At 67.0% G+C, this 17,398-nt stretch carries 22 protein-coding genes; 13 read left to right on the forward strand and 9 right to left on the reverse strand.

The genetic code is table 11. From position 1 onward, the window contains the following. Positions 1-29 precede the first annotated feature (29 nt). A complete protein-coding gene (locus ACVXZ4_RS06955; protein WP_461797502.1) occupies positions 30-941 on the forward strand; it encodes a 2-deoxy-5-keto-D-gluconate 6-phosphate aldolase domain-containing protein in 912 nt (303 codons plus the stop codon). 19 nt (positions 942-960) lie between these two features. Here the strand turns inward: ACVXZ4_RS06955 and ACVXZ4_RS06960 are convergent, their stop codons facing one another. Next, positions 961-2,226 (reverse strand): LCP family protein, encoded by a 1,266-nt coding sequence (locus tag ACVXZ4_RS06960; protein ID WP_461797503.1) that lies wholly within the window; start codon positions 2,224-2,226, stop codon positions 961-963. 144 nt (positions 2,227-2,370) lie between these two features. On the opposite strand from ACVXZ4_RS06960, the gene ACVXZ4_RS06965 reads away from it, so the two are divergent. Further along, entirely contained in the window at positions 2,371-3,846 is a 1,476-nt protein-coding gene (locus ACVXZ4_RS06965) for a flavin-containing monooxygenase (RefSeq protein ID WP_461797504.1), read from the forward strand. 28 nt (positions 3,847-3,874) lie between these two features. Continuing rightward, positions 3,875-4,669 (forward strand): alpha/beta fold hydrolase, encoded by a 795-nt coding sequence (locus ACVXZ4_RS06970; protein WP_461797505.1) that lies wholly within the window; start codon positions 3,875-3,877, stop codon positions 4,667-4,669. 3 nt (positions 4,670-4,672) lie between these two features. Here the strand turns inward: ACVXZ4_RS06970 and ACVXZ4_RS06975 are convergent, their stop codons facing one another. Beyond that, entirely contained in the window at positions 4,673-5,431 is a 759-nt protein-coding gene (locus ACVXZ4_RS06975; protein ID WP_461797506.1) for a putative protein N(5)-glutamine methyltransferase, read from the reverse strand. 92 nt (positions 5,432-5,523) lie between these two features. Between ACVXZ4_RS06975 and ACVXZ4_RS06980 the strand changes: the two genes are divergently transcribed. Then, positions 5,524-5,775 carry a type II toxin-antitoxin system Phd/YefM family antitoxin gene (locus tag ACVXZ4_RS06980; RefSeq protein WP_461797507.1) on the forward strand — a complete coding sequence of 84 codons (252 nt, stop codon included), beginning with the start codon at positions 5,524-5,526 and terminating at the stop codon, positions 5,773-5,775. Continuing rightward, the gene (locus ACVXZ4_RS06985; protein WP_461797508.1) at positions 5,772-6,152 is read left to right on the forward strand and encodes a PIN domain-containing protein; all 381 of its coding nucleotides are present in this window, start codon (positions 5,772-5,774) and stop codon (positions 6,150-6,152) included. The genes ACVXZ4_RS06980 and ACVXZ4_RS06985 overlap by 4 nt, the downstream gene beginning before the upstream one ends. A gap of 7 nt (positions 6,153-6,159) precedes the next feature. Here the strand turns inward: ACVXZ4_RS06985 and ACVXZ4_RS06990 are convergent, their stop codons facing one another. Both ACVXZ4_RS06990 and ACVXZ4_RS06995 read right to left on the reverse strand, forming a co-directional pair. Next, positions 6,160-6,897 carry an AAA family ATPase gene (locus tag ACVXZ4_RS06990; RefSeq protein WP_461797509.1) on the reverse strand — a complete coding sequence of 246 codons (738 nt, stop codon included), beginning with the start codon at positions 6,895-6,897 and terminating at the stop codon, positions 6,160-6,162. 4 nt (positions 6,898-6,901) lie between these two features. Then, positions 6,902-7,927, reverse strand: coding sequence for an NADP-dependent oxidoreductase (locus ACVXZ4_RS06995; protein WP_461797510.1), 1,026 nt, complete (start codon positions 7,925-7,927; stop codon positions 6,902-6,904). Between the two features lie 116 nt (positions 7,928-8,043). On the opposite strand from ACVXZ4_RS06995, the gene ACVXZ4_RS07000 reads away from it, so the two are divergent. From ACVXZ4_RS07000 to ACVXZ4_RS07010, 3 genes are read left to right on the forward strand one after another with little or no spacing between them, the layout of a single operon-like run. Beyond that, a complete protein-coding gene (locus tag ACVXZ4_RS07000; RefSeq protein ID WP_461797511.1) occupies positions 8,044-8,790 on the forward strand; it encodes an SDR family oxidoreductase in 747 nt (248 codons plus the stop codon). A 17-nt stretch (positions 8,791-8,807) separates the two neighbouring features. Next, entirely contained in the window at positions 8,808-9,386 is a 579-nt protein-coding gene (locus ACVXZ4_RS07005) for a TetR/AcrR family transcriptional regulator (RefSeq protein WP_461797512.1), read from the forward strand. Between the two features lie 13 nt (positions 9,387-9,399). Next, on the forward strand, positions 9,400-10,134 hold the full coding sequence (locus ACVXZ4_RS07010) for a glucose 1-dehydrogenase (RefSeq protein ID WP_461797513.1): 735 nt from the start codon (positions 9,400-9,402) through the stop codon (positions 10,132-10,134). A gap of 87 nt (positions 10,135-10,221) precedes the next feature. On the opposite strand, the gene ACVXZ4_RS07015 is transcribed toward ACVXZ4_RS07010, so the two are convergent. Continuing rightward, the gene (locus ACVXZ4_RS07015; protein WP_461797514.1) at positions 10,222-10,875 is read right to left on the reverse strand and encodes a TetR family transcriptional regulator; all 654 of its coding nucleotides are present in this window, start codon (positions 10,873-10,875) and stop codon (positions 10,222-10,224) included. A gap of 198 nt (positions 10,876-11,073) precedes the next feature. Here ACVXZ4_RS07015 and ACVXZ4_RS07020 point away from each other — a divergent pair, with 198 nt between their 5' ends. The 4 genes from ACVXZ4_RS07020 (at position 11,074) to ACVXZ4_RS07035 (ending at position 13,638) form a co-directional block, all read left to right on the forward strand. Further along, positions 11,074-12,018, forward strand: a complete 945-nt coding sequence (locus tag ACVXZ4_RS07020) for an NAD(P)H-binding protein (RefSeq protein ID WP_461797515.1) — start codon at positions 11,074-11,076, stop codon at positions 12,016-12,018. Further along, on the forward strand, positions 12,015-12,620 hold the full coding sequence (locus ACVXZ4_RS07025) for an SRPBCC family protein (protein ID WP_461797516.1): 606 nt from the start codon (positions 12,015-12,017) through the stop codon (positions 12,618-12,620). Before ACVXZ4_RS07020 ends, ACVXZ4_RS07025 begins: the two co-directional genes overlap by 4 nt. Continuing rightward, complete coding sequence (locus ACVXZ4_RS07030) at positions 12,617-13,288, forward strand: DUF4166 domain-containing protein (protein WP_461797517.1); 672 nt, start codon at positions 12,617-12,619, stop codon at positions 13,286-13,288. The genes ACVXZ4_RS07025 and ACVXZ4_RS07030 overlap by 4 nt, the downstream gene beginning before the upstream one ends. A 227-nt stretch (positions 13,289-13,515) precedes the next feature. Then, entirely contained in the window at positions 13,516-13,638 is a 123-nt protein-coding gene (locus ACVXZ4_RS07035) for a tetratricopeptide repeat protein (RefSeq protein ID WP_461797518.1), read from the forward strand. Positions 13,639-13,741: 103 nt separating this feature from the next. Here ACVXZ4_RS07035 and ACVXZ4_RS07040 read toward each other — a convergent pair whose 3' ends face one another. Then, positions 13,742-14,416, reverse strand: coding sequence for an SDR family NAD(P)-dependent oxidoreductase (locus tag ACVXZ4_RS07040; protein WP_461797519.1), 675 nt, complete (start codon positions 14,414-14,416; stop codon positions 13,742-13,744). Between the two features lie 192 nt (positions 14,417-14,608). Here ACVXZ4_RS07040 and ACVXZ4_RS07045 point away from each other — a divergent pair, with 192 nt between their 5' ends. Then, the gene (locus ACVXZ4_RS07045) at positions 14,609-14,851 is read left to right on the forward strand and encodes a hypothetical protein (protein WP_461797520.1); all 243 of its coding nucleotides are present in this window, start codon (positions 14,609-14,611) and stop codon (positions 14,849-14,851) included. Positions 14,852-14,904: 53 nt separating this feature from the next. Here ACVXZ4_RS07045 and ACVXZ4_RS07050 read toward each other — a convergent pair whose 3' ends face one another. The 3 genes from ACVXZ4_RS07050 to ACVXZ4_RS07060 form a co-directional block, all read right to left on the reverse strand. Continuing rightward, the gene (locus tag ACVXZ4_RS07050; RefSeq protein ID WP_461797521.1) at positions 14,905-15,285 is read right to left on the reverse strand and encodes a VOC family protein; all 381 of its coding nucleotides are present in this window, start codon (positions 15,283-15,285) and stop codon (positions 14,905-14,907) included. A gap of 96 nt (positions 15,286-15,381) precedes the next feature. Next, positions 15,382-16,317 (reverse strand): citrulline utilization hydrolase CtlX, encoded by a 936-nt coding sequence (ctlX, locus tag ACVXZ4_RS07055; RefSeq protein WP_461797522.1) that lies wholly within the window; start codon positions 16,315-16,317, stop codon positions 15,382-15,384. A gap of 5 nt (positions 16,318-16,322) precedes the next feature. Continuing rightward, positions 16,323-17,327 (reverse strand): ornithine cyclodeaminase, encoded by a 1,005-nt coding sequence (locus ACVXZ4_RS07060; protein WP_461797523.1) that lies wholly within the window; start codon positions 17,325-17,327, stop codon positions 16,323-16,325. Between the last annotated feature and the right edge of the window lie 71 nt (positions 17,328-17,398).

A 17,398-nucleotide genomic window follows, 5' to 3' on the forward strand; every position in this document is an offset into this window, starting at 1 on the left:
GCAGTGCCGGGCGCGGTAGCGTCGAAACCGTGACCCCGACTCCCGATTCCGACCTCCTCATCCTCGCGATGGATCATCGTGATTCCCTGCTCCGTGATCTCTACCGGATCGACGGCACTCCCACGGCCGACCAGGTCGCCACCATCTCCGCTCACAAGGGACTGGTCTTCGACGGGCTGCTCGCGGCCATCGACGCGGGAGTGGATGCCTCGCGCGTCGGAGTGCTCGTGGACGAGCGGTACGGATCCGCCGTCGCAGTGCGGGCGAAGGCATCCGGAATCGACCTTGCGATGCCGATCGAACGCAGCGGAGAGCCGCTCTTCCTCTTGGAATACGGTACCTTCGGCGACGGCGAGTGGCTGAGGCACGTCGACCAGTTCGCCCCGTCCCAGGTCAAGGTGCTCGTGCGGGACAACCCCGAGGGAGCCTTCAACCGCACCCTGCAGTTCGATCGACTCATCACCGTCTCCCAAGCGCTGCGGGCATCCGGTCGCACCTTCCTTTTCGAGCTGCTGGTGCCGGCCACCCCGGCGCAACTCGAATCGGTGGGATCGGATGCGCTGCGCTACGACACCGAATTGCGCGCCGGACTCACCGTTCGCGTGATCGAGGAGATGCAGTCCGAGGGGATCGAGCCCGACATCTGGAAGGTCGAGGGGCTCGAGTCTGTGGATGATGCCGCTTCGGTCGTTCGTGCGGCGCGGCGTGACGGACGCACGGCCGTGAGCTGCATCGTGCTCGGGCGGGATGCCCCTCACGAGCGCGTCGATCACTGGTTGGAGGTCGCGTCCGCCGTCGACGGTTTCCGTGGGTTCGCGATCGGACGCAGTATCTGGGAGAAGCCGCTCGCCGACCTCGTGGGCGGTGCGGCATCCGAGGCTGAGCTCGTCTCGCGGGTGGCCGAGAACTACACCCACTTCGCGCGGGCCTGGCGGCGCTGAGGTCGCCTGGCCGGCGAGACTACTTCTTGTTGGTGAAGCCCTGGGTGCAGGTGGTCTGATCTGCACTCTGGCCGGAGATCGAGGACGGCAGGGCGATCGATGTCGGATCGGGACTCGCCGGCGTGGAGGGAGCGGCGGATCCCGAGGGTGCCGGGGTAGCGGGAACCGCGGCCGTCGGGTCGGCGATCGCCGCGCGACCCAGCTTGCCGGTGAGGGAGATCGGCTGGTCCGACTGCAGCGCCGACGCGAGGGCCGCCGCGGGGCCCGCCTGGGCAACCACCCGGTTGGGGTTCGCCGGGTCCGATCCGGTCGGGTACTGCACGAAGACGATCTTGCTCAGGTCGATGCCCTTGAGGGCGAGTGCGATCGACATCAGCGTCGTCGGGTTGGTGAGGGTGTCCGAGAGCTGCACGTTCGACAGGGCCGCATTCGCCAGCTTGTAGAGAGTGACCGGGTTGCTGAGCACGCCGTCGCTGGTGATCTTGCGCGTGAGGGCGGAGAGGAAGACCTGCTGGTTGCTGATGCGTCCGAGGTCGCTGCCATCGCCGACCCCGTGGCGGCTTCGCAGGAAGGAGAGCGCCTCGGCGCCGACGAGGGTCTGCTGGCCCGCGGCCAGGTTGAGCGGCGGATCGGTGTAGCGGTCCTGTACTGCGGTCGCGAGACACACGGTGACGCCGCCGACCGCATTGGACATCCCGGTGACACCGTCGAAGGTGATGACACCGGCGTAGGGGATGGTGAGGCCGGTCATCTTCTCGACGGTCTGGACGGTGCAGGAGAGCCCGCGTGACAGCGTGGAGTTGAACATGGCCGGGGAGACACTGCGACCGCAGAGCGGGATGTTCACCAGGTCGCGCGGGAAGCTCACGACTGTGGCGCTCGTGTGGTCGGCCGAGACGTGCAGAAGCATCGTGACGTCGTTGTTGCCGATTCCCGAGCTTCCGGCGAGCTGGCTCTTGGACTGATAGCCGGCCTGTCCGGTACGGGTGTCGGTGCCCGCGAGCAGCAGGTTCACCTCGCCGTCGATGGGGCCGACCGAGGGTGCGGCGGGCGCGACGGTGGTGCCACTGGCATGGGTGAGGTGGATGCCGGGCTTGATGGTCGAAATGGTGCCGTAGACGGCGAAGGCGCCGACGGCACCGCCGCTCACCGCTACGACCGCGATCATCGCCGCGGCGACTTTGGCGATCGTCGCGAACGGGTGCGAGGTGCGGAGACGACCATGGCGGATGGGCGCGCTGGCGCGCGCGGAACCTGTACCCGACTCGGCGCTTCGACGACCCATGACACCCTCTCGCGCGCCGCGAAAGCGGCATGCCCGAGAAACCTAGCCCACGAAACCTCGATAATCGCTGAGCGGGGCTGGCCTTTCGCACTTCCGGGAGTATCATCGCCCCGTCCGGCCGCACCGCCTTCGAGGAAGAGCACCATGCCCGCTCACGTCAGAGTCGCGATCATCGGCTCGGGATTCGCGGGACTCGGCATGGCGATCCAGCTCATCCGTCACGGCATCGACGACTTCACCGTGATCGAGCGGGCGAGCGAGGTCGGGGGCACCTGGCGCGACAACACCTATCCGGGAGCCGCCTGCGACATCCGCAGCGACCTGTACTCGTTCTCCTTCGCGCCGGCGTTCGACTGGACTCACCGCTACGGCCGACAGCCGGAGATCCTCGAATACCTGCGTTCGACCGCCGACGAGTTCGGCGTGCGATCGCGCATCAGCTTCGACACCGAGCTGGAGCAGGCCACGTGGGATGCCTCGGCCGCGGTCTGGCGACTGCGCACCAGCACGGGGGAACTGACCGCGTCGGTGCTCGTGTCCGCGGCCGGGCCCCTGATCGATCCGGTCTGGCCGCGCATCCCCGGTCTGGAGGATTTCGAGGGCGAGCGGTTCCACTCCTCCCGCTGGCGGCACGACCTCGATCTCGCAGGTCTCCGCGTCGCCGTCATCGGCACCGGCGCATCCGCCATCCAGTTCGTGCCGGCGTTGCAGTCGGTGGTGGGCGAGCTCACGGTCTTCCAGCGCACTCCCGCGTGGATCGTGCCACGGGCGGATGCGCCGACCGGTCCGCGACGGTCGCGGCTGTTCCGCAGGTTTCCCGTGCTGCAGCGGACCACCCGGGCCTGGGTCTTCCGGTCCGCGGAGGCACGTTTTGCCGGCTTCCGCAGTGCTCTGGTCGGCGGCCTCTTTCAGCGATTCGCGCGGGGTTTCCTGCGCAGCCAGGTGGCCGACCCCGCATTGCGGGCGAAGCTCACCCCGCGGTATCGCATGGGGTGCAAGCGCATCCTCATCTCCAGCGACTTCTACCGGGCGATGACCCGGGCAAATGTGGAGCTCGTCACAGACCCGATCGCTTCTGTCGAAGGGCGGGAACTCGTCACGGTCGATGGCCGTCGACGGGAATTCGACGTGCTGATCGCGGGCACCGGATTCAACGCGACTGAGCCCTCAGTCGCCCGCCTCGTACACGGAATCGGGGGAGTGGCGCTCTCGGAGTCGTGGACTCCGCACATGGAGGCCCTCCGCGGGACGACCGTGGCCGGCTTTCCCAACCTGTTCCTTCTGGTCGGGCCGAACTCGGCCCTCGGACACAACAGCATCGTCTACATCATCGAAGCCCAGGTCGACTACGTGCTGAAGGCCCTCGCTGAGCTGGAGGTACGAGGCGCCGCCTCACTCGTGCCGACACGGGAGGCCCAGGCGCGCTACAACCGGAGAGTGCAGGCGGATCTCGCGGGCTCGGTCTGGTCGAGCGGCGGATGTTCGAGCTACTACCTCGACGCCGGCGGGCGCATCACCACCCTATGGCCGCACCGTGCAGCGCTGTTCCGGCGGGCTGTGCGTCATTTCGATAGCTCCGAGTATCACCTCGAGCCGTCACGGCTGCCCGCCGCCGGCTGACGTCCACGGGCTGCGGCAGGATGGATCCGTGAGCGAAACTGTCAACCCGATCGATGGCACGCCCATATCCTTCGATGTCCGGGGGGACGGACCCCCGCTCCTGCTCATCCATGGGTCGGCTCTCTCGCGCTCGATCTGGCGCGGATTCGGTTACGTCGCCGCACTTCAGGACCGCTTCCAGGTCATCACGATCGATCTGCGCGGCCACGGTCGGAGCGGCAAACCGCACCTCACATCGAGCTACCGGATGCCGCTCGTGCTCGCCGACATCCTCGCCGTGCTCGATGCTGTCGACGCCCCGGCGGCGCACCTGTTCGGCTACTCCTTCGGAGCACGGGCTGGATTCTCCCTCGCCGACAGCCACCCCGAGCGGATGCTCTCCCTCATCTCGGCCGGCGGCACCTATCGGGCGCCGGGAGGCAGCGTCTCCGAGCTCTTCTTCCCCGGCTACGACGCCGCCCTCGGTGCGGGAGGGATGGCCGGCTTCCTACACGGCTGGGCGGAGCATTCCGGTGCCCCGATCGATCCGCAGACCACGGCGGCGTTCCTCGCCAATGATCCGCTCGCGCTTCGGGCCTATTTCCGTCAGGTCGAACTCGAGCCGGGGATCCCGGATGCCCGGCTCGCCCAGCTCGAGACACGCACGCTGCTGCTGGCGGGAACCCGCGACCACGACCGTCACCTCGATTCGGAGCGGGCCGCGAACCTGATGCCGAACGCGAGCTTCCGGTCGCTGCCGGGTCGCACGCACGGCGGCACGCTGAGGCCGGCCGCCGCGGTGCTCGACGCGGTCATCCCGTTCCTGGCGGCGCTCGATTCCTGAGAGCTAGGGCAGCGTGCCGGCCACCACCGTCGAGAAGAGCTCCTCCGAGTGGGCGATCGACGCGACCAGCCCGTTCGCCTCGAACACTTCCGCGGTGCCCTGGGCCTGATCCTCGCTCGATTCGACGAAGAGGTGTCCGCCGGGCGCCAGCCATCGTGGAGCCGCTTCCGCGACACGGCGCTGCACGTCCAGCCCGTCGGCTCCGCCGTCGAGAGCGACGCGGGCCTCGAACAGTCGCGCCTCCGGGGGCAGGAGTGCAAGGGCATCCGTCGGCACATAAGGGGTGTTGGCCGTGAGGATGTCGACGCGGCCCATCAGGGTGAACGGCAGTGGGTCGAACAGGTCCCCGCTGAAGACGCGGGAGGGGCGGATGTTGCGGCGGGCGTTCGCGACGGCCACCGGGTCGACGTCGGCGGCATACAGGTCGATCCCGGGCAGCCGGGACGCGATCGCCGCGCCGATGGCGCCGGCACCGCAGCAGAGGTCGAGCACGACGGCATCCGGAGCGGCCGATGCCACGGCCCGCTCGACGAGGAAGGCGGTACGCTGGCGGGGCACGAAGACTCCCGGATCCATCAGGATCCGCAGGCCGCAGAACTCGACCCAGCCAAGCAGATGCTCGAGGGGAATACCCGACACCCGCTGTTCTACGAGGTGCCTCAGCTCGGCCGGCGAGGTCGCCGCCTCGATCAGCAGCGCGGCCTCCTCCTCCGCGAAGACGCAGCCCGCCGCGCGGAGCTCGGCGATCACGGAAGCCAGCATCCTCTCATCGTATGGGGCGGGCGAAATGGTTCGATGGCGTCCGTTCCCTATCGAGCGTTGTGTGGTTGTAGCACAGGTGCTACCTTTGAGAAATGGAATCGATCGGGCTGCGCGCGCTTCGCCAGGACGCGTCAGAAATTGTTCGTCGAGTCGAAGGCGGCGAAGAAATCGAGATCACCGTTTCAGGGCGAATTGCGGCGCGCTTGGTGCCCGCGGCACCGAAACGCTGGCTGCACTGGGGCGATATCGCGCAGGCGTTCACCGGACCCGGCGATCCGGATTGGAACCGCGATCGGGACCTGATCGACCAGTCAGCGATGAATCCGTGGGAGCGTGGCGAGTGAAGGCGATACTCGACACGAGCGTGTTGCTGGCCACGGATGTGCCTGCGCTGGAGGGAGAGCTGGCTATCAGTGCCGCCACACTGGCCGAGCTTCATTTCGGAGTTCTCGTCACCGCAGACGACACGATCCGTGCCGAGCGGCTGAAGCGACTGTCGCTCTTCCAGCGAACCTTCGACGCTCTGCCCGTGGACGATGCCGTGGCCACAAGCTACGGCAAACTTGCGGCGGCGTTCGCCAAGAGCGGTCGGCAGCCCCGCTCCCGCGTGATGGACCTCCTCATCGCGGCCACAGCGCACGCTCACTCTGCGCGCCTCTACACGCGAAACGCGGCCGACCTTGTGGGCATCGAGCATCTGGTAGAAATCGTGCCCGTCTGACCTGCCCTCACCGGAGGTGCCGCAGGTACTGCTCGGGAGCGCTCAGGAAGGCCTGCCAGTTGAGCACGAGCGGCAGGTCGGCCCACTGGCTCTCGTGCAACCCCCAGTCGCCGACCTCGTAGATGGTCGCGCCGGGGAGTGAGGCCAGCAGTGGGGAGTGGGTCGACATGATCACCTGCGACCTGCCCGTCTCCAGGAGCCCGGTGAGGATGCCGAGCAGGACCAGACATCCCGAGAACGAGAGCGCCGACTCCGGCTCGTCGAGCAGCCAGAGTCCCGGACCGCGAAAGCGATCCGCGGCGAGGTCGAGGAACGACTCCCCGTGGGACATTTCGTGGAAGCGGATGTCGGCCCAATACGGATTCGGATTCTCTTCGAGATAGCTGAAGAGCCCGTGCATCGTCTCGGCACGCAGGAAGTACCCGCGCTTCGACGCCCCGGCGTTGCGCACGACCTGCAGGTGGCTCCACAATTCGGATTCGGATGCCCGTGTCGTGTGCTGCGCGCCAGTGGATCCGCCCTCGGGTGAAAGCCCGAACGCCAGCCCGATCGCCTCGACGAGAGTGGACTTCCCTGATCCGTTCTCGCCGACGAAGACAGTCGCCGCCCCGAGGTCGAGGCCGTGATCGAGGAGGTGCGCGACCGGCGCGAGCGTGGCGGGCCAGGCATCCCGAGCGAGCCTGTCGAGCGCGTGCTCCTCGATGCGGCGAACGGGGAAGCGCTCGAAGATTCGGTCGGAGGGCACCGGCTCAAGCGCCTGTACCGACGCGCACCAGCATCTTGCCGGTGTTCTCCCCGCGCATGAGTCGCAGCCAGGCGTCGAAGGCGTTCTCGATGCCGTCGATCACCGTCTCATCGAACACGAATTCGCCCGAGGCGACAAGGGGAGTCATCTCGCGGAAGAATTCCGGGGCGTACTGCTGGTAGCTCGGGATGGTGAAGCCCTTGAGGGTGAGCCCCTTGGATATCAGCATGGCGAGATTACGGGGTCCCGGTTCGGCCCGCTCGGCGTTGTAGGCGCTGATCGCGCCGCAGATCGCGGCCCGGCCGCCGTCGTTGAAGGCGAAGATGGCGGCTTCGAGATGGTCGCCGCCGACATTGTCGAAGTAGACATCGATGCCGTCGGGAGCCGCCTCGTGCAGCATCCGCGAGACCTTGCCGCTGCGGTAGTTGAAGGCGGCGTCGAAGCCATAACGGGAGGTGAGTGCGGCGACCTTCGCGTCGGTGCCCGCGCTGCCGATCACCCGGGAGGCGCCGCGAAGTCGCGCGATCTGCCCCACCGCGGAGCCGACCGCACCGGCCGCTCCCGAGACGAAGACGATGTCGCCCGGCGTCATCTCGGCGATCACGAGAAGACCGACCCAGGCGGTGAGCCCGGTGAGACCGAGGGCGCTCAGGTAGACGGATGGCGCGATCCCCGGAACCTCGTCTCGTGCGGTAAAACGGCTCGCGTCCCCCTGGGCGACATCCCGCCAGCCCTGGAAGTGCTGCACCAGCTGGCCCACCGCGAGGTCGGGGGAGCGGGACTCGATCACCCTCCCGACGGCATCCGCGTCCATCACCCGGTCGAGCTGGAATGGCGGCACGTAGGATTTCACGTCATTCATGCGACCGCGCATGTAGGGGTCGACCGAGATGAACTCGTTCTGCACCCGCACCTCGTTCTCCGCGAGCGGAGGCAGTTCGACGGTGACGAATCTCACATCCGCGCTGGTGGGGGTGCCGGTGGGTCGATTGGCCAGGTGCCATTGGCGGCTAGAAGCAGTGCTGGACATGGGGGTCTCCGTCGACAGCCGGGGGTCGACGCCGGCCCGTCCAGCGTACCCAACAGCGCTAGGGTGGGCATACCGAACAGTCGGTTTGCGCCACATTCTCCCCGTTAGGACCCTTCGTGAATCGCTTCGACGGCCGCACTGCCCTCATCACCGGTGCGAGCCGCGGCATCGGGTTCGCCATCGCGAACCGGCTCGTGGAGGAGGGCGCCCGGGTGCTCATCACCGCGCGCAAGGAAGACGCGCTCCGCGAGGCGGCGTCGCAGCTCGGCTCCTCCGCGCTGTGGGTCTCGGGCAAGGCGGACGACCCCGCGCACCGTGCGGAGGTCTTCGAGGTGATCAGCCGGGAGTTCGGCGGGCTCGACCATTTCGTCAGCAACGCGGGAGTGAACCCCAGCTACGGACCGACCCTCGACACCGAGCACTCGGCGATGGCCAAGATCCTCGAGATCAACGTGATGGCGGCGCTGGACTGGTCGAGGGATGCCGTGGCGGCGGGCCTCGGGGCCCGCAACGGCTCGATCGTGAACATCGCCTCGATCGCGGGCATCACGTCGGCGCCCGGCATCGGGTTCTACGGTGTGTCGAAGGCTGCGCTCATCTCCCTCACGACGCAACTGGCGTTCGAGCTGGCGCCGCACATCCGGGTCAACGCCGTGGCGCCCGCCGTGATCAAGACCCGGTTCGCCGAGGCGCTATATGACGGGCGCGAGGCAGAGGTCGCCGCGACCTACCCCCTCGCCCGCCTCGGAGTGCCCGAAGACGTCTCGGGTGTCGTCGCGTTCCTGCTCTCCGCTGATGCCGCCTGGATCACCGGGCAGACCATCGTGATCGACGGGGGCGGATCCATCCGTCCGGTGCTCTGACCGTGCCGGCCGGGAGCGTGAAGGATGCGGTACGCACCGCGGCAGTCGACCTGTTCGCGCGGCACGGCTTCGCCAACACGTCCGTGCAGCAGATCGTCGACGCCGCCGGGGTCACCAAGGGCGCGATGTACCACTACTTCCGTTCGAAGGACGACCTGCTCTTCGGCATCTACGAGCACCTGCTCACTCTGCAGGGCGAGCACCTCGCGTCGATAATCTCGACCGACGGCACGACCGCGCAAAAGTTGCGGGCCGCCTGCATCGACGTGATCGAGACCTCGATCGAATTCCTCGACGAGGGCACCGTGTTCTTCCGGTCCGTGCACATGCTGCCCGTCGGGAAGCAACTCGACGTGAAGCAGCGCCGCCGCGCCTATAACGACCAGTTCGCAGCGCTGGTCGAAGCAGGCCAGCACGAAGGCATCTACCGTACCGACATCCCGAGGGCAGTGCTCGTAGCCAACTTCTTCAGCGACCTGCACTACCTTCCGCAGTGGTACTCGGCGGATGGCCCGGAGGACGGCAGCCTCATCGCGGCCCAACTCACCGACCTGTTCCTCGCCGGCATCTCGGCATCAGGGATGACAACAGACTGACGAAGGAGTCACCATGGCACGACTCGACAAGACCGTTGCGATCATCACGGGCGGCGCTCGCGGTATGGGGGCCGCCCATGCCCGCGCCTTCGTGCGGGAGGGCGCCCGCGTGGTGATCGCCGACGTGCTGGACGACGAGGGCGCGGCCCTCGCCGCCGAGCTGGGCGACGCTGTGCGCTACGAGCACCTCGATGTCACCTCGGAGAGCGAGTGGGAGGCTGTCGTGGCTGCCACCGTCGCTGCCTTCGGCACCGTCGACGTGCTCGTGAACAACGCCGGGATCGGCAACATGGCCGCCATCGACAAGTACACGCTCGAGATGTGGAATTCGGTGCTCGCGGTGAACCTCACCGGAACCTTCCTCGGTGTCAAGGCCGTCGTTCCCGTGATGAAAGCCGCCAAGCACGGGTCGATCATCAACATCTCGTCCGTCGAGGGACTGCGTGGCAGCGCGGGGCTCCACGGCTACGTGGCCTCGAAGTTCGCGGTGCGCGGTCTCACGAAGTCGGTCGCGGTGGAGCTCGGGCGCCACAACGTGCGGGTCAATTCCGTGCACCCTGGATTCATCGTGACCCCGATGACCGAGCAGCTCGACTTCGCGAGCCAGCAGGTGCCGCTCGGGCGCCCGGCGCAGCCCGAGGAGGTGTCGTCGCTCGTCGTGTTCCTCGCCAGCGAGGAGTCGGCCTATTCGACGGGAGCTGAGTTCGTCGTCGACGGCGGCATGACCTCGGCGATCCCGCACTCCTGACCGCTCTGGTTCTTCGGGCCAGCGTCGTGGGGAGCGGGCGTTGGCACTCACTCTCGGTCTGACGGGATTCCCGGGGTTACCGCGCCCTCACGGACGGGCGATGCGGATGAGTTCAAGGAGTTGGTTCAGGGGGCCGCGCGCAAAGGGGAGGCGCGCAAGCGGGAGAACCGTGCCGAACAGTTTCGATGCACTCCGCGCCAGCGCACGGCTTCTGGACTGCCCGTCGGAGGTGTCGTACACCCAGAAGAGGGTGAGGCCCATGTAGGCGAGCCAGAGCAGTTCGGGGAGCTGTCGTTTGAGGTCCCCGGGAATGGCATTCGTCGATCCATCCACGACCTCCTGGAATACGTCGATCGCCATGGCGCGAGGTCCGGCCGAATCCGCTCCGAACGGGCTCACCGCGGAGGTCGGGGAGATCGCTGCGGCCAGGAATCCCGCCGCCGAGTCATGGTACGGGCCCGTCGCATCCAGTCCGCAGAGAAGGGCGACCTCGAGTCGTTTCGCGATGTCCGTCGACGAGCCGAACGCCCCGTGCACGCGCTCGAGGTGGTCGCCCTGCACGCGAAGGTAGAGCTCCTGCACCAGGTGGTTCTTGGTGGGGAAGTAGTAGTAGGCGTTGCCGACCGAGATGTCAGCCTCCTGCGCGATCAGTCGGATAGTGGTCTGGTCGTATCCACGTGCGCGAAACGATTCGATCGCGGTCTCCGTGATCTTCGCCCGCGTGTCATCACTCTTGGACATCGTTAGCCTCCCCGCTTGTCGTGTGGCCTCCGCGTTGTAACCGCTCTCCACACTAGCTGTTTCGAACTCGTTCAAAATAATATTGAACATGTTCGAAAATAGGGTCATACTGAACTCGGATCGCTCGATTGGCCCGATTGGTCGGGCCCCTCGGCTTCAGGGGCAACAGCGGACAACGACATTATGAGGGAGCGGATGATGCGCATCGCGATCACAGGCGGCACCGGGTTCGTCGGCGGACACCTTGCCGCCAGGCTAGGCCCGGCGGACACGGTGATCGTCTCTCGCCGGACCGGAATCGACGTGGAGGATGTCGACGCACTCGCCAATGCGTTCGCCGGATGCGATGCCGTAGTGCACGCCGCAGGCATCAACCGCGAGCTGGGGGACCAGACCTTCCAGCGCGTGCACGTCGAAGGCACTCGTGCCGTCGTCGAGGCAGCGAGGCGCGCCGGAGTGACGCGGATCGTCATGGTCAGCTTCCTGCGGGCCCGCCCCGATTGCGGCTCCGGCTACCACGAAACGAAGTGGGCGGCGGAGGAACTGATCCGCCACTCGGGTATCGATCACACCATCCTCAAGGCATCGATGATCTACGGCCCGGGCGACCACATGGTCGACCACGTCAGTCGTGCGGTGAAGACCTGGCCGGTCTTTGCGACAGTCGGACTTCACGAACGAGCCGTACGCCCGATTCCCATCGACGATTTCGTCGACGTCCTACTGGCCGCGGTGGAGGGCCGAATCCCCGAGCCCACGATCGCCGTGATGGGTGCCGAGGAACTGCCGCTCGGTGACGCGGTGCGACGGATCGCCAGGGTCGTCGGCCGGCGCCCCCTGTTCGTCCCGGTGCCGGTCTGGTCCATCCGCCTCCTCGCCCAACTGACCGAATGGCTGATGATCGTGCCGCTGGTCGCGAAAGCGCAGGCGACGATGCTCGCGGAGGGTGTCAGCGAACCGGATCCGTGGGCTCCAGAGGCTCCGCCCGAAATCCGGCCCACGCATCGCTTCACCGACGAGAGCATCCAGTCCGCGTTGCCCGATGCCGGACCCTTCGGTTGGAACGATCTCCGAGCCGCTCGATCCCTCAGGGGCCTGCGGTGGAACTCGCCAGCCCGACGTCACGCGGAGACGGCACCGTGAGTGACGCTCTCTACGTCGAGATCGAGATTCGAAGTCCGCTGGATCGGGTCTGGCTTCTCACCCAGGACCCTGCCACGCATCCGCGGTGGGATCTGAGGTTCAGCTCCATCACGCCGACCGAGCCTCTTCCCCGGGGCGGGAGCCGTTTCCGGTACGAACGGCGCCTCCCCTTCCACACGATCGCCGGCACGGGCACCTCGCTCGGCGAGCGATCCGGGCCCGACGGCACCCGGACATCCGCTCTCCGCTTCACGACGGAGGATCGTCTGTCACCGCTTCGCAAAGGCCGCGGATACTGGCGTTACCGGCAGACCCCAGAGGGAGTCGTCTTCCTCACGGGCTACGAATACTCGCCGGGCTGGGGGCGAATGCTCGACCGGTTCCTCATTCGGCCACTCATCGGATGGATGACGGCGTGGAGCTTCGACCGTCTGCGGATCTGGGCCGAAACGGGCGTTCCCCCGGAGTCGTGGCCGCTCTCATCGGTTCTGATGTTCTGGAGAGCCGGCCGGCCTCGCGCATCCCGGTGCCGGAGGGTGCCGCGCCGCGGACGCGTCATGGATGATTCGCCCGGCGCCCTTCACACCCTGGAGGCGCCATGACCTCGATCTTCGAAACCGCGCTCGGCGAGGATTTCGCCCGACTGTCACCCATGATGCAGAAGCGGTTCGGTGTCGGGCTCGACTCCGGCTACGCCTGCGTCGGCACCGGAGTCATGTCACGGATCCGCCGGGGACCGTGGTGGGTGGTACCGTTCCTCCACCTCGGTAAGCTCCGCAACATCCTCATTCCCGATGTGGGCGAAAACGTCCCGTTCACTATCGAGAACTACCCGTACCGCGACCCTTTCGGGCGCGAGACAGTGACTTTCGTGCGCCAGTACCGCGTGCGACGCACACCGAGCCGTTTCGACGCGACGATGATCCTCAGCGGTGGTCGAGTTCTCGACTACCTCGGCACCCACCAGCATCTCGCGGTCGACCTGGACATCGACGTTGACGACGACGGTTCGCTTCGCCTCGTCTCCAACGCCCAACGGTTCTACGATGGCCGATTCATCGGCTTTCGCTTCCCCCTGCTGTTCAGCGGGCGGGCACAGGTGCTCGAACGCTTCGACGATGTCGCCGGCGTCTACAGAATCCGGATGGAGGTGCACAACAGGGTGTTCGGCTTCCTCTTCGGATACGAGGGCGAGTTCACCTGCGAGTTCCCCGCCGCAACCGATGCGCCCCAACGGCTCAAGCCAGTGCGTCACGAGCGTCGTGCCTGAGCTGGGATGCAGGAAGCGACCGGGCAGCCAACTTCGGCGGCTCGCCTGATCATGTCAGTCAGCGCGACCGGCACGAGCCGAGGAGTCACTCATCAACGAGTACGGAGCTTCACGCCGAACTTGACCGGATCTTTGCGGCCCGCGACCGGAACGACATGGCCCCAACCATCGCCGCCCTACTGAAGGTCTACGAGAAGCACCCGCGGGACCCCCGAGTCCTCTAGGAGGTGGGTGGGGCCTATGACACTGTGGGTGAGGAGACGACGGCCGTCGGGTTCTACGAGCGGGCAATGACCCAAGGGCTCGAGGGGGATGCGCGTCGCCGGTGCTTCCTCCAGTCCCGAAGGTGACCGATAGCGGGACGATGACCGCGTTCTTCCGGTCCGAATGATAGCCGCAGGACAACAAGATGAGAAGCTGCGGCTGCCGCGACTGTTACAAACTGCGGCGCTGCTACTCTCGGCCGTCCTCGAGCGGGATGAGCATGGTGCGGAACGGACCCGCGACGGCGTGGAGGTCCCAGATGCGGTCGGCGACGTCGTCGATGCCGTTGGCAAGCTGAAGCTTGGGGATGCCTCCCGGGATCACGAGTTGCGCGACACGGATGCCCTCGCCCTCGAGTGCGTCGTGGAGCATCTCACCGTAGGCGCTCTCGGCCGGGAACGCGACCGAGGTGCCGGCGAAGTCGGCGCGTGCCTTGACCGACGTTCCGCCGTTGACAAGGATGACGCTGCCGCCTCCGGCCTCACGCATCGACGGAAGGACCGTCCGCACCGCGTGGATGAGCCCGAGGGCGGAGAATTGCAGTGCTTCCAGCGCCAGCTCCGGCGTCAGGTCGAGCACTGGCTTCAGGTAGTCACGCGACGGAAGCGGGCTGTACTGCAGGGCGGTGATGGGTCCCAGCTCTGCTGCGGCACGCGTAAGGGCGTCCTCGAGCGCTGCCGGCACCAGCACGTTCGCGGCGTACCCGCGGGCGGTCACACCGCCGGCCTCGAGTTCCGCGACACGGGCGTCGAGCTTGGACTGGTCCCGGGAGATCACGGCGATCGAGAAGCCTTCGCGTCCGAATCTCCGCGCGACTGCCGCTCCGAGTCCCGGTCCGGCTCCGATGATGGCGATGACAGGCACTATGGGCTCCTCCGATTGATGGGGTGGTTTCGACACTAGCGCGGTCGGGCTGGGTGAGGATCGTGCAGTCCGTGGCATCGCACGGGAACGGTCACGAGCTCTGCGACCTGAATCCGATCCGAGTATCGGACACGTCTGCATCGCCGGCAGAATGCCGATCGACGCGTGACAGCGGTGCGGGCGACGAGGTGTATGGTCGAGCCCGTGGTGAACATCCCGGTGGGATTACTCATCGTGACGACTCTCGCCGCAGTGATGGTCGCGCTCGGTTTGCTCGCGCGGGGCATGCGGCGTCGAGGCGGCGCTGGTCCCGCGATCGGAGCAGCCATGGCGGCGTACGACGAGGCCATGCACTCTACGGCCCACGACAGTTTCGTGGAGATGCAAGCCGACGATGACCGCACCGTTCCGATGCCGTCGCCCGACAAGACGTGATTCCGGGACTATCCCTCGTGGGTCATGTTCCGATTGTGGCCGACGACTGTGTGTTACACCGGGCCCGCGACTCCCACCAGGTTGCCCGCGGGATCCCGAAAGTGCCCGACCGTCACGTGTCCGCCCTCGTTGCGCTGGGGGTGGAGGCCGATCGTCGCGCCCAGTCGTTCGGCGGTCTCGAGCGCGTCGGCCACGTCATCCACGCCGACATAGAAGATGGCGTGAGCGGGGAACCCTTCGCCACCACCGATCCCACCGGCGGCAGCGCCCCAACCGGATTCCGGGCTGATGAACGAGTACTCGGTCTCCTCGGAAACAGCCGCCGCGACCGGGGCTCCCACCGGTGCGTTCCACCCGAACAGTTCGGAATAGAACTCACGCAGGAGCGCGGGGTCGGGACCGATGAGTTCGAAGTGCACCACGGGATTCGCCATACTCCAGCCTTTCGCTCACCAGCCCCCAGCGCAACACCGTTGGTGAGCCTGCTGGCGCCGCTCACACACCGCCCGGTCGCGGCAGAGCCGGCCGCGTCAGGCCGCGACGGCGGCGGGACGCGGGTCGAGGTGGATGCCCGCGATCATGCAGCGCACCGAGCCGCCGGCGAGTTCGATGGTCGGGATGTCGAGCGGCAGGAGCGTGCATGACCGCTCGATGATCGCGAGCTGGTCCGGTCGCAGGCTGTCGGCCGCCCGGCGGGAGAGCGCGAGGATTCGGCCACCCGCCGCGTGAAGCTCGATCGCGTTGCCCGCGAAGTCGCAGACCTGCCCGAAGTCGAGATCGATGATGACCCGTCCGTGTGCGGTCAGCCGGTCGACCACCTGCGCACGACGGGCGGGGGACTGGATGAGATCGAGACCCACCAGGGCGAAATCGGTGGCGATGCCCATCATCACGTTCGTGTGATAGATCGGCACGCCCGACGGGTCGGCCGCATCGAACACCATCGGCTCGTACCCGAAGTTCGTGCAGAACCGCTCGAGGGCGATCGGATCCGCACGGTGGGAGCGGGCGACGTAGGCGATGCGTGACGCGTGGTCGAGCACGATCGCGCCGGTGCCCTCGAGGAACACGTCATCGAGCTCGAGCCCGGAATAGTCGATCACGTCCTGCACCCGGTACTCGTTCTTGAGCATCTCGATCACGTCCGACCGCCGCTCCCCGCGGCGATTGGTGGCGTACATCGGGTAGATCGCAACGTGACCGCCCGGATGGGTCGACATCCAGTTATTCGGGAACACGCTGTCGGGTCGATCCGTGCTGTCGTCATCGAAGAGATGCACCCGGATGCCGGCTTTTTCGAGCGCTGAGGCCGCGTTCGTCACCTCGTCGTAGGCGAGCATCGCGACGCGGCACGACTCGGTCGACGCCCCGGTGACCTGGAAGACGTTGTCGTCGGCGGTGAGCGGGTTGGGGCGGAAATGGTGCGGTCGCACCAGCACGACCGCGGAGGGTGCCTGGATCGACACCGGGCTCAACCTCCGACAGGGGAGAGGGCACCGATCATGCCGAAGAGGTCCTTCGGGTTCTCCGGAGCCGCGACGAGGTCGATCTCGTCGAAGAAGTCGGTGGCGGCGACGGAATCGCGCAGGTAGCGAAGGGCGGAGAAGTCCTCGATCGCGAAGCCGACCGAGTCGAACAGGGTGATCTGCTCGGCTGAAATGCGCCCGGGCGCGGTGCCGACGATGACTTTCCAGAGTTCGGTGACGGGGAAGTCGGGTGCCATCTGCTGGATCTCACCCTCCACGCGCGTCTGGGGCGGGTATTCGACGAAGACGGATGCCCGGTCGAGGATCGCGGCCTCGAGCTCGGTCTTACCGGGGCAGTCGCCCCCGATCGCATTGATGTGCACGCCGGGCGCGACGAGGTCACTCGTCAGCACTGTCGCGAGGGCCTTGTCGGCGGTGCAGGTGGTGATGATGTCGGCGTCGGCCACGGCATCCGCCGCACTGGTGGCGACCGTGATGTCGAATCCGAGCGGGGCGAGATTGCGCACGAACTTCGCGAGGGCATCGGGATCGGTGTCCCAGATGCGCAGGCGATCGATGCCGAGGGCGGCCCGGAATCCGAGCGCCTGGAATTCGGCCTGGCTGCCGGCCCCGATCATGGCCATGGTGGTGGAGTCCGGGCGGGCGAGCTCCTGCGCGACCATCGCCGAGGTGGCGGCGGTACGGAGGGCGGTGAGCAGGGTCATCTCGGCGAGGAGGGTCGGGTAACCGTTGTGCACGTCGGCGAGCACCCCGAAGGCCGTGACGGTCTGGAATCCGCGGGCGGGGTTGGAGGGATGACCGTTGACGTACTTGAAGGCGTAGGTCTCGAGGTCGCTTGTCGGCATCAGTTCGATCACGCCGAGCGGGGTATGGCTGGCGACGCGGGCGGTCTTGTCGAAGCTCTCCCAGCGTCGGAAGTCGTCACGAAGGTAGCCGATCATGCCGCCGATGATGCTCTCCGGGCCGGTGGCGGTCGCCCAGCGGACCATGTTGCGAACATCCACAAAACGCGTCACAAGCGCCTCCCCATCGATAGATCGCAAGCCTAGAACTCGGCGAT

Source organism: Lacisediminihabitans sp. FW035, assembly GCF_054880895.1.

Excerpts from the sequence above, each read along its gene's own strand:
- ACVXZ4_RS06960 (WP_461797503.1), bottom strand. The coding sequence starts at position 2,226 with ATGGGTCGTCGAAGCGCCGAGTCGGGTACAGGTTCCGCGCGCGCCAGC.
- ACVXZ4_RS06965 (WP_461797504.1), top strand. The coding sequence starts at position 2,371 with ATGCCCGCTCACGTCAGAGTCGCGATCATCGGCTCGGGATTCGCGGGA.
- ACVXZ4_RS06975 (WP_461797506.1), bottom strand. The coding sequence starts at position 5,431 with ATGCTGGCTTCCGTGATCGCCGAGCTCCGCGCGGCGGGCTGCGTCTTC.
- ACVXZ4_RS06980 (WP_461797507.1), top strand. The coding sequence starts at position 5,524 with ATGGAATCGATCGGGCTGCGCGCGCTTCGCCAGGACGCGTCAGAAATT.
- ACVXZ4_RS06995 (WP_461797510.1), bottom strand. The coding sequence starts at position 7,927 with ATGTCCAGCACTGCTTCTAGCCGCCAATGGCACCTGGCCAATCGACCC.
- ACVXZ4_RS07010 (WP_461797513.1), top strand. The coding sequence starts at position 9,400 with ATGGCACGACTCGACAAGACCGTTGCGATCATCACGGGCGGCGCTCGC.
- ACVXZ4_RS07015 (WP_461797514.1), bottom strand. The coding sequence starts at position 10,875 with ATGTCCAAGAGTGATGACACGCGGGCGAAGATCACGGAGACCGCGATC.
- ACVXZ4_RS07020 (WP_461797515.1), top strand. The coding sequence starts at position 11,074 with ATGCGCATCGCGATCACAGGCGGCACCGGGTTCGTCGGCGGACACCTT.
- ACVXZ4_RS07030 (WP_461797517.1), top strand. The coding sequence starts at position 12,617 with ATGACCTCGATCTTCGAAACCGCGCTCGGCGAGGATTTCGCCCGACTG.
- ACVXZ4_RS07045 (WP_461797520.1), top strand. The coding sequence starts at position 14,609 with ATGGTCGAGCCCGTGGTGAACATCCCGGTGGGATTACTCATCGTGACG.
- ACVXZ4_RS07050 (WP_461797521.1), bottom strand. The coding sequence starts at position 15,285 with ATGGCGAATCCCGTGGTGCACTTCGAACTCATCGGTCCCGACCCCGCG.
- ACVXZ4_RS07060 (WP_461797523.1), bottom strand. The coding sequence starts at position 17,327 with ATGGTCCGCTGGGCGACCGCCACCGGCCCGGAGAGCATCATCGGCGGC.